This is a genomic window from Caballeronia sordidicola (assembly GCF_002220365.1).
Taxonomy (GTDB): domain Bacteria; phylum Pseudomonadota; class Gammaproteobacteria; order Burkholderiales; family Burkholderiaceae; genus Caballeronia; species Caballeronia sordidicola_C.
Map to the genome: position 1 here is coordinate 66,465 of NZ_MTHB01000234.1, position 13,558 is coordinate 80,022.

The 13,558-nt window shown below is 61.0% G+C and carries 15 protein-coding genes; 12 read left to right on the forward strand and 3 right to left on the reverse strand.

Translation table 11 applies throughout. The annotated features are described in order from the left end of the window. The first annotated feature begins 91 nt into the window (after positions 1-91). The 7 genes from BSU04_RS32640 to infA all read left to right on the forward strand — a co-directional run bounded on the left by BSU04_RS32640 (position 92) and on the right by infA (position 5,615). Entirely contained in the window at positions 92-1,054 is a 963-nt protein-coding gene (locus BSU04_RS32640) for a LysR family transcriptional regulator (protein ID WP_089164411.1), read from the forward strand. Between the two features lie 229 nt (positions 1,055-1,283). Continuing rightward, on the forward strand, positions 1,284-2,270 hold the full coding sequence (locus BSU04_RS32645; RefSeq protein ID WP_089164412.1) for a M23 family metallopeptidase: 987 nt from the start codon (positions 1,284-1,286) through the stop codon (positions 2,268-2,270). Between the two features lie 73 nt (positions 2,271-2,343). After that, the gene (locus tag BSU04_RS32650; protein ID WP_256983585.1) at positions 2,344-2,634 is read left to right on the forward strand and encodes a hypothetical protein; all 291 of its coding nucleotides are present in this window, start codon (positions 2,344-2,346) and stop codon (positions 2,632-2,634) included. Positions 2,635-2,722: 88 nt separating this feature from the next. Then, positions 2,723-3,160 carry a bactofilin family protein gene (locus tag BSU04_RS32655; protein ID WP_089164414.1) on the forward strand — a complete coding sequence of 146 codons (438 nt, stop codon included), beginning with the start codon at positions 2,723-2,725 and terminating at the stop codon, positions 3,158-3,160. A gap of 185 nt (positions 3,161-3,345) precedes the next feature. Next, positions 3,346-4,323: a magnesium/cobalt transporter CorA gene (gene corA, locus BSU04_RS32660; protein ID WP_089164415.1), complete on the forward strand. Its 978-nt coding sequence runs from the start codon at positions 3,346-3,348 to the stop codon at positions 4,321-4,323. 641 nt (positions 4,324-4,964) lie between these two features. Next, complete coding sequence (locus tag BSU04_RS32665; protein ID WP_174254562.1) at positions 4,965-5,258, forward strand: hypothetical protein; 294 nt, start codon at positions 4,965-4,967, stop codon at positions 5,256-5,258. A gap of 90 nt (positions 5,259-5,348) precedes the next feature. Next, positions 5,349-5,615: a translation initiation factor IF-1 gene (gene infA, locus BSU04_RS32670; RefSeq protein ID WP_031361766.1), complete on the forward strand. Its 267-nt coding sequence runs from the start codon at positions 5,349-5,351 to the stop codon at positions 5,613-5,615. A gap of 200 nt (positions 5,616-5,815) precedes the next feature. Here the strand turns inward: infA and BSU04_RS32675 are convergent, their stop codons facing one another. Genes BSU04_RS32675 through zwf form a run of 3 tightly spaced genes read right to left on the reverse strand, consistent with a single transcriptional unit; the run spans position 5,816 to position 9,103 of the window. Continuing rightward, positions 5,816-6,706: a Cof-type HAD-IIB family hydrolase gene (locus BSU04_RS32675; RefSeq protein ID WP_089164416.1), complete on the reverse strand. Its 891-nt coding sequence runs from the start codon at positions 6,704-6,706 to the stop codon at positions 5,816-5,818. Continuing rightward, positions 6,703-7,539, reverse strand: coding sequence for an ROK family protein (locus tag BSU04_RS32680; protein WP_089164417.1), 837 nt, complete (start codon positions 7,537-7,539; stop codon positions 6,703-6,705). Before BSU04_RS32680 ends, BSU04_RS32675 begins: the two co-directional genes overlap by 4 nt. A gap of 10 nt (positions 7,540-7,549) precedes the next feature. After that, positions 7,550-9,103: a glucose-6-phosphate dehydrogenase gene (gene zwf / locus BSU04_RS32685; protein WP_089164418.1), complete on the reverse strand. Its 1,554-nt coding sequence runs from the start codon at positions 9,101-9,103 to the stop codon at positions 7,550-7,552. A 215-nt stretch (positions 9,104-9,318) separates the two neighbouring features. Here zwf and BSU04_RS32690 point away from each other — a divergent pair, with 215 nt between their 5' ends. From BSU04_RS32690 to BSU04_RS32710, 5 genes are all read left to right on the forward strand, one after another. Beyond that, on the forward strand, positions 9,319-10,197 hold the full coding sequence (locus BSU04_RS32690) for an arylamine N-acetyltransferase family protein (protein WP_089164419.1): 879 nt from the start codon (positions 9,319-9,321) through the stop codon (positions 10,195-10,197). An 8-nt stretch (positions 10,198-10,205) separates the two neighbouring features. Beyond that, positions 10,206-11,909, forward strand: a complete 1,704-nt coding sequence (locus BSU04_RS32695) for a peptidoglycan D,D-transpeptidase FtsI family protein (protein WP_089164420.1) — start codon at positions 10,206-10,208, stop codon at positions 11,907-11,909. 193 nt (positions 11,910-12,102) lie between these two features. Further along, complete coding sequence (locus tag BSU04_RS32700) at positions 12,103-12,438, forward strand: hypothetical protein (RefSeq protein ID WP_089164421.1); 336 nt, start codon at positions 12,103-12,105, stop codon at positions 12,436-12,438. A gap of 90 nt (positions 12,439-12,528) precedes the next feature. Then, positions 12,529-12,807, forward strand: coding sequence for a hypothetical protein (locus BSU04_RS32705; RefSeq protein WP_089164422.1), 279 nt, complete (start codon positions 12,529-12,531; stop codon positions 12,805-12,807). Between the two features lie 435 nt (positions 12,808-13,242). Continuing rightward, the gene (locus BSU04_RS32710) at positions 13,243-13,551 is read left to right on the forward strand and encodes a hypothetical protein (protein WP_089164494.1); all 309 of its coding nucleotides are present in this window, start codon (positions 13,243-13,245) and stop codon (positions 13,549-13,551) included. Positions 13,552-13,558: the final 7 nt, after the last annotated feature.

The window sequence follows — 13,558 nt, forward strand, 5'->3', positions numbered from 1 at the left end:
CGAAGGTACAGAACGCGTGCAGGGCGAGTCCACAAGGTTCAGTATAGTTATGCAAATCTCTTCGAAGTATGGATACAAATACCCATCCAATATGCAAAAAAGCACGACCCCGGGCGACAGCCACCTGAATTGGGACGATCTCCGGTACTTCCTGGAAGTCGCGCGAACCCAGCGTGCAAGCGGCGCGGCGAAGCGTCTGGGGGTCGATTACACGACCGTCGCACGCCGCGTGCGGGCGCTGGAGGACGCGCTCGGCACCCTCCTCTTCGACAAATCCCGCAGCGGCGGCTTCATCCTGACCGCCGAAGGGCAGCGCCTGCTGGCGTACGTCGACGCGATGGAAACCACGGTCCAGTCGGCGACCGAGCACATTGCCAACACCGGACACGCACTTTCTGGGCATGTTCGGGTCGGCTCGACCGAAGGTTTCGGCTGCTTCTTCCTTGCGCCGCAGCTCGCCCGCTTTCAGGACGCGCACAGGCAGATTTCCATCGACTTGTTGCCGGTGCCGCACTTCGTCAGCTTGTCCAAGCGCGAGGCCGATATCGCCGTCACGCTCGAGCGCCCGGAACACGGCCAGACCGTCTACACCAAACTCTGCGATTACCGCTTGCGCCTCTATGCCACGCGCGACTACCTCGATCAACACGAACGGTTAAGCCGAGTGGAAGACCTCGCGACGCATCGCTTCGCGAGTTATATCGACGACCTCGCCTTCAGCTACGAACTGCTCTATCTCGAACGCGCGGTTCCGGGTGCCGTGTCGCGCTGGCGCAGCACCAGCGTGATCGCTCAATATCACGCCGCGCTACAGGGCCGCTCGCTCGCGATCCTGCCGTGTTTCATGGCCGCGCAGGACTCACGCCTCGTGCCCGTTCTCGCCGATGACATTGTCGTCACGCGTGCGTTTTATCTGTCCTGCCGTGAAGATTTACGCAAATTGAAACGCATCACGGCGGTGTGGGACTTCCTGCGAACAGTGGCTGAAATCAATCGTCCGCTGCTGATGGGTGAGGCGCGCGAGATGCTATGGAGCGAAACGGCGAGGCCATGAATTTCGCGTTTGTTCAGCTCCCCTTATATATGAGATACGGATTCGCGTAACGGGTGCATAATCGTCCGCCCATAAGGCTTTCCGCCGTAGCCCTGCTGCGGCGTTTTCACATGGACGTGACCTTTATCCATCTCATTATTAACACTCGCAGACAGACCGGCAATCCTCCGCCCGCGCGTCGTTTTGTGGCCGAGCTTTTGCCTGCGCGATTGGCGCGCCCGGTGCCCTGATGGCGTTCGTCATCTGGTCCCGCCGGAACGTGTCGCACCAACGCGTGCGTTTCGTCGAAGCACGCACTGTCCGCGCCATGGTGATCGTCGCCGTCATTGCGATGATCCTGGCCGCACTCGCGCTCGGAATTGCCATTGGTGCAGCAATGGGCAACACCCACGCAGCCGAAGAGAAAACGCAAACGGAGCGGCGCTCCTATGAAATCGATGAACTCGGCAAGATCAGCGCGACACTCACGCATATCGAACCGCGCGTCATCGAACTCGTGTCACAAGTGAACGAACTTCAGGACTTCGAAGCACAATTGAAAGCGGCGCGACGCGCAGCCGACCACCCGGATATCCACGTGGTCCCACCGCTTCCTGATAACGATGATGAAACGCCGCTCGACAGCAGCGCGTCGGGCGGTCCCTCCCTGCCGCCCCGGCTCTGCGATGCCCCGCGCGCCGCGCTTGCCGGTACCGCGCCGCAGCGCCTGAAGCACACGCAAAGCGCGCTGGATTGCCTCGATGCAACCATTGGCGCCCTCGATGACGCCGTGCTCGCGCACTACGCGTCATACATGGCGTTTCCGGGCCGCCAGCCCGCGCCCGGCGCGCGTTCCGGCTCGCCGTTCGGCAACCGCATCGACCCGTTCACGGGACACCTGAACTTTCATCCGGGCGTCGACCTGGTCGCCCCCACCGGCACGGCCATCTTCGCGAGCGCCGGGGGCCGCGTGGTGCAAGCGGGACCGCACGGCGGATACGGCAATGCCGTCGATATCCAGCACAGCAGTGGCGTGATCACCCGCTACGGGCATACATCGAAGATATTCGTGAAGGTGGGCGATCTTGTCATGCCCGGCCAGAAGATTGCCGAAATCGGCTCGACGGGCCGCTCGACCGGACCGCATTTGCACTTCGAGGTAATCATCGACGGGACGCAGGTCAATCCCACACCTTATCTCGCGCTCTTCAAGCTGAAATCCAATGCCGCAAGCTGATCGAAACAGGCCGACGCACAAGCTCACGCGCCGCACCTATTCCCTGACGTCGCGACGCGGCCCGACCTGGCCCATGTTGATGCTCGGCACGATTGCCGCGGCCTGCGCCGCGGCGGCGCTGGCCGCGGCCGGCTTCGCGCTCGTCACGTCGCGCGACAACAGCAGGAAGACCGACGCGCTATGCGCGCCGCCCATGTCCGAACGCGAGATCCGCGAGCAACTGTCGAAGGCGCGCATTGCGCTAGACCACGAGGTGGCGACACGGCTCGTCATGGAGCAACAAGCGTCCGAAAGCCTGGCGCAGATCCACCAGATGCGAACTGACCTGACCTTCCTCAAGCGTCAGCGGGACAAATCCAACTGACCAATCCCGAAACCGCCCTCCACGCCGGCACATCGGTACGTCCAATACCGGCAACCATTTTGCAATCCAGACCACAAGGGGTTTTCCCATGTTCAAGAAAAAATCTCCCGGCGTCAGTCAAGCCAAGCTGGCTACGCTGATCGCACACGATGTCCAGATAGCCGGCAACCTCGAATTCAGCGACGGCCTGCGCATGGATGGACATGTGAAGGGCAACGTGACCGGTCGCGCAGGCGAGCAAACGCTGCTGGTGGTCAGCGACCAGGGTTCGATCACGGGCAACGTCACTGCCTACGACATCGTGATCAACGGAACGATCACGGGCGACGTCACAGTGGAACATTTTGTCGAACTGCAATCGAATGCGCATGTGAACGGCAACATCTACTATCAGCAACTGCGCATGGACGTGGGCGCTTCCGTGGAAGGCAAGCTCACGAAACGCGACAACACCCTGGCGCCACAGGTGGAACCGCGCCGGCTTGGTTCAGAAGTGACCTCGGACTATTCGCATAGCGAGACATGACCCGCGCGGCGGCTGCGTTGCAAGACGACGGGATACGGCGCTCGCGCAGTAAGCGCCTGACAAATCCGCTAAGATTCACGGCAAGTCCGGCCATGCCCCCGTCACGCGCTGCCTGTCCTTGCGAAAGACGCTCGCGAAAGGCGGCATGCGCCGGTTTCATCACCGTGCGAGAGGGGCAGGAATCCATGCTGGTCAATTGTGCGGCTTATCAGAAAGGCCGCAAGCTAGCCGACGTCGCTATCGACGACATTTCCGCGTATCGGGACGTCCCCGACTGCTTCGTGTGGGTCGCGCTGAAAGACCCGGGACCGGGCGAACTCCCGCATATGGCGCATCAGTTCGGGCTGCACGAACTCGCGGTGGAAGACGCCCAGAAGGGGCACCAGCGTCCGAAGATCGACGAATACGCGGACTCGCTGTTTTGCGTGCTCCACACGGTGGAACTCGATTCCGACAACGAGTTGGTGGTCGGCGAGATCAACGTGTTCGTGGGCAGCAACTATGTGCTCTCCGTTCGCAACCGGACGAGCCAGGGGTTCCAGGATGTGCGCCAGCGCTGCGAGCGCGAGCCGCATTTGCTGGAGCATGGCCCGGCGTTCGTGATGTACGCACTGATCGACAACGTGGTGGACCGCTATTTCCCCATTCTGGAGACGCTCGGCGCGGAGCTCGACGAACTCGAGGAACGCATTTTCACGCGCAACGGGTCGGCGGCGTCGAGAGTCATCATTGAAGACCTGTACTCCCTGAAGCGCCGCCTCGTGCTGCTTCAGCATCACACCGCGCCGTTGCTGGAAGCGGTCAGCAAACTCTACGGCGGCCGCGCACCGGGAATTTGTACCGGCATGCAGGACTATTTCCGCGATGTTTACGATCACCTGTTGCGCATCGTGAAAACAATCGAAGGGCGTCGCGAAATGATCGTGACTGCGATCCAGGTCAACCTGGGCCTGATTTCGCTGGCTGAAAGCGAAGTGACCAAGCGCCTGGGCTCGTTTGCGGCGCTGTTCGCCGTGCCCACCATGATCGCGGGGATCTACGGAATGAACTTCCATCGCATCCCGGAGCTCGACTGGGCTTATGGCTATCCGGCGGTCATTTGCGTGATGCTCGTGGTGGACATTGGCCTTTACTGGCGGTTCCGCAGGGCAGGATGGCTATGATGGTTATAATGGATGCTTCGATGCCGCTGGAAGGCGGTTGGGTGGCAAAAGACGACTCGACGGAAACTGCGCGGAAACAGCAGCTCCCGCCGGTCGACTTGTAAGTATTGCAGCATCGAGAGGCGGGGCCTCCGGCGACAGCGGAACTTTTTTCTGATTTGCTGTCTAATATTGCATAGTGCGCTTCTGGCGCAGCGTGTTTGCCACGGCAACAGCGATCCACCCAACATTTCAGCGCAACGCCTTGGCTGAATGTCATCGCCCCGGCAGTGTGGGCTCCGCAACTGGACGCGGCCCTGCATTCGTCTTCAAAGTTTAAACAGCAGCGACGTCGACGGTTGCTTGTTTCCACGCGTTGTACCGCGCATGGTTGCATGGGTAATGCGTGGGCAGCGCAAATTGGGCGGCACACGTGTTACCGCGACGTTCTTCAACACCTACAGCCCAGCGAGCGGCTGCGCCATGTGTGCGCCGCGCGTCATTTTTTGCTCGATCTTTTGCTCGCTTTTTGCTTGTTAACGCCTTTCGACCGAACGTGCCAAGGGGCGCTGATCGATCGCCGTGGTGGTTTTCAAGGCATCGGCCGCATCATTTCGATGCCCGGGCGGGCGCAATATAGGAATTCAGGAAACATGAAAGAACTGGTCAAGCCGCTTAAGACGTACAAAGGTTATGAAATTCATCCGCTGATTTACCCCCGTGGCGCCCGCGACGGTGGTGCTGCAGTCCGTGCAGCGGATACCGGCTACGAAGCGTCGGTACGCATCCGCCGCGCGCCGCCGGCAGGCGAGGAAGCCACGGGCGAAAGCCGCGTGTTCCGCATTGAGCAGACCGGATCGTTTGAAAACGGCGGCCAGGCTCGCCGGGCGTGCTTGTTGCATGCGGAAAAGCTGATCGACGGTCAAATCGATGGCCAGACTGTTGCGGATCTGTAACTAGAGTCGACTGTCAGGCGTTAAAAGGCATCGCGGGGTCGGGCCGGTCTCGCATACAATCGCATCGAATACATGATTTAAGGAGCTTATATGGCGAAAGAAGAGTTACTCGAGCTGGACGGCATTGTTGACGAAGTGCTTCCCGACAGCCGCTACCGCGTGACGCTGGACAACGGCGTGGTCGTGGGCGCGTACGCATCGGGCCGCATGCGCAAAAACCACATCCGGATTCTCGCGGGCGACCGCGTGACGCTGGAATTGTCGGTGTATGACCTGACGAAAGGCCGGATCAACTTCCGGCACAAGGACGAACGCGCAACGGGCGGCGGTCAACGTCCGCAAATGCGTCGCCGCTAAGCAGAATGCTGTCGTGACGCGCTGTTAAAGCGAGTCCCGCACGCTACTGTTCGCGCCGGGGTCGAGAGCAACGCTTCGTCGGCGCCACCGCTGGATGCTGCCATTCAGCATCGCATGGCGCCGATGTCGCTCTCTCACGCGTCGTGAATCACGCGTTGTAAATCACGCATATTTAGTTCACGCGTGTCCAGCCACCCACCTCATTTTCCCTTCCGGGCCGCCAGCAATCCGTTGAGGCCTGCGGCAAAGCCGTCCTTATCGTTCGTGGCCGACACAAACGTCGCGTGCGATTGCACGTCTGCGCACGCCTGCCCCATGACAATGGAAACGCCGGCCACGTCGAACATGGCGACGTCGTTGCCCATGTCCCCCAACACCGCCACGTTTTCCAGTGCAACGCCCGCCAGCCGCGCCAATTCGCGCACGCCCTCGCCTTTGTTCGCGAGCGGATGCGTGATGTCGAGGTAATAGGTTTGTGAGCGCATCGCCATGGCGCGGCCTTTGAGCGTGTCCTGAAACTCCGCCTCCTTTCGTTGCAGCAGCGCCGCGTCTTTCGTCGACGCCACGATCTTTTCGATCGAGTCCAGGTCGATATCCTCAAAACGCTTGACCACCACCGCGTCGTATCCCACCGTCCGGCGCTCCAGCGGCACATATTCGCCGCCGGGATTCGTGATGTACCACTGGTCGTCAATGAACACCCACGCGTCCACTGCGTCGCGCTCCAGGCTTTCCAAGGCCGTTTGCGCGGCGTCGCGCGGCAGCCAGTGGGCATTCAGGGTTTTCCAGCCGGCGGGATCGACGAGTTTGCCGCCGTTGAAAGCGGCAAACGGCGACTGGACCCCAAGCGTTTCCACGATCGAATGCATGCCCTTGCCCGGCCGGCTGCTCGCCACCGTGAAGCGGACACCCGCGGCAGTGAGATTGCGCACGGCTTCCTTCGCGGGCTCACCAAGCGATTTGTCCGTGTAGAGCAAGGTGCCGTCACAATCCGAGATCACGAGTTCGACCTTTGCCAGCGCCGCCAGCGCCTGCTCCGGATCGCCATGACCCGGACCGAGCTTCAGACCGGTAGCGCCAATGGATGTCATTCAAACGCTCCAGCGGGTAATTGCCGCGTCTCGCGCACTGAACGCGGGTGCCAGAGCCGCGCGCCGCCTTCGATGCCCGCCTCGTTCGAGACCACTTTCACGTTATCCGGCAAGTCGAAATTGAGATTGGCTGCGTTGCCGCCGCCAATCCACAGACGGTCGTAGTTCACGAGTGAACTCAGGATACCGATGATCTTCTCCACCCGGCGATTCCAGCGCTTGTTGCCGGCCTTGTCGCGCGCCGCATTGCCGATATATTCGTCGTACGTCTTGTTCTTGCTGACCGGATGATGCGCCAGCTCGAGATGCGGCATGAGTTCGCCATCGCGGAAAAGCGCAGTGCCTGCGCCCGTGCCAAGCGTCAGTACGAACTCGATGCCGTTCCCTTCGATGGCGGCAAGCCCCTGCATTTCGGCGTCGTTGATAATGCGCACCGGCAGGTTCCCCAGGTGCACGGCCAGCATCTGCGCGAGCGGCACGTTGCGCCAGAATTCGTTGCCGAGGTTTGGCGCGGTCAGCACGTGGTTGTCCCGCACTACGCCCGGAAAACCAATCGAGATCTGCGTGGCCGGCAGCGGCGTCAACAGCGGCCCGACCAGTTCCACCAGCTTCTGTACCAACACATCCGGCGGGCACGGATGCGGCGTGGCCACCTTTACCCGCTCGGTTTCCATCTTCCCGTGGGCATCGATAATCGCGGCCTTCAGGCCCGTGCCGCCCACATCGATCGCAAGAATCCGTTCTTTCGCAATCGAGCGCCTGGCTGTCTTACCTGCGGCTGTCTTGCTTGCTGCGGTCTTCTTCACTGCTGTCTTGCGTGCTGCTGTCCCCATACTGTTCTCCTCAGTTCTTGTCGTCGTGATCGGGTTTCTGCGTGTGCTCGTCCGCCAGCGGGCGCCAGGCGCGGCCATCGGCCTTCAACAGCTCATCGGCTTCCTTCGGTCCCGCGCTGCCCGAAGCGTAGCCATGCACCGGCAACGGCCCGCCTTCGGGATGCAGCACGCCGTCCACAGCCGCCCAGCTTGTTTCAATGCTATCGGCGCGCTGGAACAACGTCTCGTCGCCGAGCATACAGTCGTACAGCAACGTTTCGTAACCGACGTTCGGCTTCTCGTCGAAGAAATCGCCGTATTTGAACGATGACTTGACGGCTCCGACCTGCATCACCGGCCCGGGCACTTTCACGTTGAAATCAAAGGTCGTGCCGTGTTCCGGGTCAATACGCAAGGTCAGCACATTCGGCACGAGGGTGTCCACAGGCGTGTCGCGAAACAGCAGGAACGGCACCGCTTTCAGCTGCACCGATATCTCAGTGCGCCGCGCCGTCATCCGCTTGCCGGTGCGCAGATAAAACGGCACGCCGGCCCAGCGCCAGTTCTCGACGAACACCCGCGCCGCCGCGTACGTCTCGGTCTGGCTATCCGGCGCGACATCGGCTTCTTCCCGATACCCCGCCATGGTCCCCGATTTTTCGTACTGCCCGAGCACCACGTCATTGGGTTTCAGCGGCTGGATGGCATCGAAGATTTCGGCTTTCTTGTCGCGCACGGCTTCCGCATCGAATGAATTCGGCGGTTCCATGGCGACCATGCCGAGCAACTGGAACAGATGGTTTGGCACCATGTCCCGGAAGGCGCCCGTCTGCTCGTAAAACCCGCCGCGCGCTTCGACGCCAATGGTTTCCGCCGCCGTGATCTGCACGTGATCAATATATTCGCGCCGGAAAATGGGCTCGAACAACGCGTTCGCGAAGCGCACCGCGAGGATGCTCTGCACGGTGTCCTTGCCGAGAAAGTGATCGATACGATAAATCTGGTTCTCGCCGGCGAACTTGAGAATGCTCTCGTTGAGATCCTTCGCCGATGCGTAGTCGTGCCCAAAAGGCTTTTCGATCACCACGCGCCGGAAGCCCTGGTCACTTTCCTTCAGCAATCCCGCTCGGCCAAGTCGCTCGACGATCGGCTTGAAGAAGCGCGAACTGACAGCGAGATAAAAAATGACATTTCCACTGTCGCCCAGCGTCTGCTTGAGCTTGTTGAATACGTCGTCAGTCTCGAACTCGCCAGCCACGTATTGCAGGCGATCCGCGACCCAGTTCCACGCTCGGTCGTCGAGTTTGGACGTGTGGAAGGCGCCGGCTTTATCCGCGGCGAAACTTTTCAGCGACTCGGTCAGCTGGTCGCGCCAGGCGCTCGTCTCGAGCTCGCCATGGTTCACGCCAATGATCTTCATCTTGTCGTCAAGCAGGCCATCGGACGACAGGTTATACAGCGCCGGCATCAGCAGCCGCTTGGTCAGGTCGCCGGCTGCGCCGAAGATGACGAGCGTGCAAGGCGGAGCGGGATGCTTGCCGGCAGGCTGCGGGGAGGAAGTTGCGGTAGCGAGTGGGGTCGACATAGGGTTCTTTTAAAGAAGAGTTGAGCGCACTGCTTATTAAAGACCATGTTGGGCACGTCACAGTTCCAAATCCTGCCCAAACGATCTGCTTCTGCATTTTCGACTTCTGCGTGGCGTATGCAATATGTAATCGGCGCGCGGGCTGTGCCGTAGAATGTCGGCACCTCGCGGCGGCTCGCCCGGCCTCGTTTCCATTCCCCGTGCAGGAGTTCCACATGAATCAGACACTCTCCCCGGCGCAACTCGCCGCTTATTTCGACCGCATCGGCTACACCGGGCCTCAGCAGGCTACATCAGAGACGCTATACGCGCTGCACAGGCTGCATCCGCAAGTCATCCCGTTCGAAAACCTGGACGCCCTGCTCGGGCGCACGCCGCGTCTCGATCTGGAGTCCGTGTTCGCCAAGCTCGTGAGCGCGCGGCGCGGCGGGTATTGTTATGAACACAACCTCCTGTTTCGCGCCGTGCTCGACACGCTCGGCTTCGACACCACGGGGCTCGCCGCGCGTGTACTGTGGAACGACCCGGCTGCCATGACCCCGCGCACCCACATGATGCTGCTGGTCGAAACGCCCGACGACACCTGGCTCGCGGATGTCGGCTTCGGCAGCATGACGCTCAGCGCCCCGCTGCTGTTCGACACGGGCCGCGAACAGGCGACGCCGCACGAGCCGTTTCGCCTCGACCTGATCGAGCGCGGCGATTTCCTCCTGCAAGTGAAGCTCGGTGATGCCTGGCGGCCAATCTACCGGTTCGACCTCGAACCGCAATTTCCCGCCGACTACGCCATGGCGAACCATTATGTGTCGACGTATCCCGAGTCGATCTTCGTTGACCACCTGATCGCGGCGCGGGTCATGCCCGGAGAGCGGCAGACCTTGTTCGACACGACCCTGAGCCAGCGTGGCAAGACAGAATCCAAACGCGAGCTCACAAGCGCTGAAGAATTGCGCGGCGTGCTGCAGGACGTGTTCGGACTCGCATTGCCCGCCAAGGATTCCGATACCCGCCGTGAAACCCCAGCCAGCGGACTTGACGACGTGCTCGAGCGCATCGTGCGGTTGTCAACGTCCATCACGTCCACTGCGTCCTGATCGTCACGATGCGTAAAACCGACAAGCGAGCCCATGAATCTTATCGGACACCCGTGAAAAACGCAGTGCTCGAAAACCGGCTGCCCCGGTGGCGCTCCACACTGGTCGTGGTGCTGATTTTCAGCGCGTTCGCGTCACTTGCCGCGCGTGCGTTGTGGGTGCAGGTCGTGAACCAGGACTTTTATATCGGCGAGGGGCAAAAGCGCTATCAACGCACCCTGGAACTCAGCGCGACACGCGGGCGCATTGTCGACCGCCACGGCGCGATGCTGGCCGTGAGTCTCGTGACCTATGCGATCTGGGCGACGCCCTCGCGCTTGGATCGCGCGACCCTGCCAGGAATCGCTCGCCTGATCGATATGCCCGAAAAAGAACTGGCGCGCCGCCTCGACGGTACACGCTCATTCGTACTGCTTAAGCGGCAAGTCGATGCCGACACGGCCACGCGTATCGCTGAAACCGGGCTGGCAGGCGTAACGCTAGTGGCCGACACGAAACGCTTCTATCCCGAAGGAGAATCGGCGGCTCACGTCGTCGGCTTTACCGATAACGAAGACAAGGGTCAGGAAGGCATCGAACTCGCAGCAAACGAGCGGCTGACTGGCGAGCACGGCCAGCGCGAAGTGATTCGCGACCGGCTTGGGCGCGTGGTGTCGGAGATCGGCGAAGTGGCGTTGCCGGAGAATGGCGAGACCATTCATCTGACTATCGACCGCCGTATCCAGCAACTCGCGCACACGCAGCTGGCCGCCGCCATCGCGAAGCATCGCGCGCGTGCGGGCAGCGTGGTCGTGCTCGATGCGAAGAATGGAGAAATCCTCGCGCTCGCAAACTATCCGACCTTCGATCCCAACGACCGTGCGCGCCTGACCGGCGAGCAATTGCGCAACCGCGCGCTGACCGACACCTTCGAGCCGGGCTCCACCATCAAGCCGCTAGTGGCGGCCTTGGCTATCGACCTGGGCTACGTGCGGCCGGACACGCGTATCGATACATCGCCGGGAACGTTCAAGCTTGGGCCGAACGTGATCCACGATACGTCGAACCACGGGGTCATCACGGTCTCCGAAGCCGTGCAGATGTCGAGCAATATCGCGTTGACGAAACTCTCGCTCAAGCTTCGCCCGCAGACGGTGTGGGACAAGTATCGCGAATACGGCATTGGCCAGGCGCCGGACCTGACTTTTCCGGGCGCGGCCACCGGACGCCTGCGGGCATACGAACGCTGGCGTCCGATCGAGCAGGCGACGATGGCCTATGGTTATGGCCTGTCGTTGTCGCTATTGCAGATTGCACAGGTTTATACGGCCTACGCGGGCAATGGCGAGTTCCGGCAGTCCACCTTGATTCGCGGCCAGGCTGCGCGGGAACCCGTGCAAGTCACGAAACCCGCGACTGCGGCGGCTGTGCGCGACATGCTGGAACTCGCGATGGGACCCCGTGGCACGGGACGTGCGGCAGCGGTGGATGGGTATCGTGTGGGCGGGAAGACAGGCACGGCGCGCAAACAGGTTGGGCGCACGTATGCGGCGAACAAGTATCGCGCGTCGTTCGTCGGCATGGCGCCGATGAGCGACCCGCAAGTTATAGTCGCCGTGATGATCGATGAGCCGTCAGCCGGCTCCTACTACGGCGGGACCGTGGCAGGGCCGGTGTTTTCAGGCGTGGTCGGTGGCACCATGCAGCTTCTCGGCGTGCCGCCGGATGCCTGAACGTCCGCGATGGTCCGCGACGTCTGGCAAGCGGGTAGGCAACGGCGGGTTTTCGTCCTTGCCGGTCAGGACCCGCGCGAGGGCCCGCGAGGATTTGCGCGGACGGAAAACGTAAGGCCGCTATGCTGTAATGTCGGATTGCCGTAATCGAACACTTCGTTGTGAAGGCGGTCGCAAACCTTGAAAGGACACCATGAAAAAGATTGCCTGCGCTCTTGCGCTTCCGCTGTTCTTGTTGCAAGCCTGTACCACCCAGTTCCATAACGCCGATGCCGGTCAGCCGGAGGTCGAAACGGCGCCTAACGCGTCGGTGGCGAGCATCGTCCAGTGCCTGACGGATGAAGCGAAGAAACACAACGCCACGTTCAAGCAAACACCTATCCCCCAAGGCACGATGCTCGAATTCGGTGATTCGAACGTGATCAAGGTTCGCTTCGATAACGGCGAAACGTCGTACCGGTTTTATCCGGGCGAGCGGCATGTGTCGAACCTGTGGCTCGAAGGTGCGAGCAAGAAATGCGCGCCTTGAGTCTGACTTCGACCTTGAAGCAGGTTGGCGAGGTGGTTCATGACGCCGGTCTGACAACATCTTCGGCCTTGCTTTTTTACCGGTTCGATCGTGCGCTCGACTAAAGCCATCAACGCCGTGGAGCGTCTCAAGACACGCTCCGGCAACCCGCACTATGCCGCCGTCAGCCTGAGCGGCGCGCTGTTCTATCTCGTCGATCGCGCGGCAAGCGGTGAGCAAAAACTGTCCGCACCACAGACCATGGATGATTTCGTGGCTTTTGTGAACGGGCTCAGGCCAGAGAAACCGCGACGCGTCAGCAAGCTCGACCTGGCCATGGACGAGCAGATAAAACGCAGCGGCAAGTCTCGGAGTCCAGAAGACGAGTGACGCATTTTCGCGGGCGTCTTTTCGCGGGCGTCACACGATGTCTTTGGACCTGGTCAACGCACCTGCGCTGTTGAAACCGCTTCGTATCAATCTCTCGATCGCCCTCTTGCCCGCACGAGATCCCACTGCCGGTTCCAAGCATTGTTCCGCCGGGTATTAGCCTCGTTCGGCGCACTCGCTTCGTGGCCCAGCACACGGAAAACGTTTGCATCGGCCGGTTCATCGTGCGCTCGGTGCCTTCAATGTGCGATTTCAGACAGTGCATGCATCCTGCCCTTGCGACTATGCATCAACGGTCGAATCAAACCGGGGGCCGCCCAACGCGACCATAAACGCGCAGGCGAAGGGGTATAGCTGGACGCAGCAATGAACGCACCAGTCATCGAGAGAATCGACAGCGCGCTCAGAAGCTGGCCGGCAAGAATGGGGTGCAGGATGAAAGCCAAAAGATCGCCGACGTCAGAAGGCCCAAGAACGTCGACACAAGCCGACGCGGAACTTCAGCATATCGAACGGGCAATAGGCCAGTTACGGGCGATGAGTCATCAACCGGCCGGTACGCTCAACGTTGAGTACTGGCAGGAACGCTTGACCGCGGTCTGCACCGGTTACGTACTGGTGCCGGCGCAAAGGCGCCGGGTAGATGCATTGCGCAAAGTGCTGGACTTGTTCTCGCAACCACAGGACGACCCCAGTACCGGGCGTAAAAGAACAACCAACAGGCTTTGGGCGAAAGCGGCGTAACTACGGC

Bases quoted from the DNA above. Each gene is read 5' to 3' on its own strand.
- BSU04_RS32650 (WP_256983585.1), top strand. From the start codon at position 2,344: ATGTTGATGCTCGGCACGATTGCCGCGGCCTGCGCCGCGGCGGCGCTG.
- zwf (WP_089164418.1), bottom strand. From the start codon at position 9,103: ATGTCGACCCCACTCGCTACCGCAACTTCCTCCCCGCAGCCTGCCGGC.
- BSU04_RS32640 (WP_089164411.1), top strand. From the start codon at position 92: ATGCAAAAAAGCACGACCCCGGGCGACAGCCACCTGAATTGGGACGAT.
- BSU04_RS32655 (WP_089164414.1), top strand. From the start codon at position 2,723: ATGTTCAAGAAAAAATCTCCCGGCGTCAGTCAAGCCAAGCTGGCTACG.
- BSU04_RS32675 (WP_089164416.1), bottom strand. From the start codon at position 6,706: ATGACATCCATTGGCGCTACCGGTCTGAAGCTCGGTCCGGGTCATGGC.
- BSU04_RS32700 (WP_089164421.1), top strand. From the start codon at position 12,103: ATGAAAAAGATTGCCTGCGCTCTTGCGCTTCCGCTGTTCTTGTTGCAA.
- BSU04_RS32695 (WP_089164420.1), top strand. From the start codon at position 10,206: ATGCGTAAAACCGACAAGCGAGCCCATGAATCTTATCGGACACCCGTG.
- BSU04_RS32680 (WP_089164417.1), bottom strand. From the start codon at position 7,539: ATGGGGACAGCAGCACGCAAGACAGCAGTGAAGAAGACCGCAGCAAGC.
- BSU04_RS32690 (WP_089164419.1), top strand. From the start codon at position 9,319: ATGAATCAGACACTCTCCCCGGCGCAACTCGCCGCTTATTTCGACCGC.
- infA (WP_031361766.1), top strand. From the start codon at position 5,349: ATGGCGAAAGAAGAGTTACTCGAGCTGGACGGCATTGTTGACGAAGTG.
- corA (WP_089164415.1), top strand. From the start codon at position 3,346: ATGCTGGTCAATTGTGCGGCTTATCAGAAAGGCCGCAAGCTAGCCGAC.
- BSU04_RS32645 (WP_089164412.1), top strand. From the start codon at position 1,284: ATGGCGTTCGTCATCTGGTCCCGCCGGAACGTGTCGCACCAACGCGTG.
- BSU04_RS32710 (WP_089164494.1), top strand. From the start codon at position 13,243: ATGAAAGCCAAAAGATCGCCGACGTCAGAAGGCCCAAGAACGTCGACA.